The sequence below is a fragment of the Nocardia abscessus NBRC 100374 genome, from assembly GCF_000308455.1.
Classification (GTDB): Bacteria; Actinomycetota; Actinomycetes; order Mycobacteriales; family Mycobacteriaceae; genus Nocardia; species Nocardia abscessus.
This window is the reverse complement of the sequence record NZ_BAFP01000206.1, coordinates 1-482: the sequence shown is the minus strand read 5'-3', so window position 1 is coordinate 482 and position 482 is coordinate 1. Positions and strand designations below refer to the sequence as shown.

Genomic DNA, 482 nt, shown 5'->3' with positions numbered 1-482 from the left:
GGCGCGGCCACCGCCTGCCGCTCCGCCGGGTTTGCGGCACGCAGTGCGGCCACGCCGATCAGCAGGCCACGAGGGCGGAAATCACACCCATCGGTGGTCCCAAGTGATGGGCGCGCCGGATACGAGGGCCGCTTCGGATTCCGAGAACGCGGCGGCGGCGCCGGAGCCGACGAACTCGGCCGCCGCGATCACCGCACGACGCACCGCGCTCTCCGGTTCGCGGCCCGCGCCGAGATGGGCTGCCGCGGCGGCGGCGAAACTGTCTCCCGCACCGCAGGTGTCACAGCCCGAGGGTGCTTTGGCCGCGGCGGGGAGCGGGATGCGCAGACGTTTCCCGGACGCACGCAGACAGACGAGGGCGCCCTCCGATCCGAGGGTCACCGCGATCGCGTCTACGGCCCACCCCCTGGTGAGCTTCCACAGATCCGGTCCCTCGTCGAGCCGGCCGGACAACCGGTCGAGCGCTTCCGCGCGATTGGGGG

General features: G+C 73.2%; 1 protein-coding gene. It reads right to left on the bottom strand.

The features are described 5' to 3' along the window. Positions 1-81: 81 nt before the first annotated feature. On the bottom strand, positions 82-482 hold a 401-nt coding region (locus ON19_RS30745), incomplete at its 5' end, for a PfkB family carbohydrate kinase (RefSeq protein ID WP_043700695.1).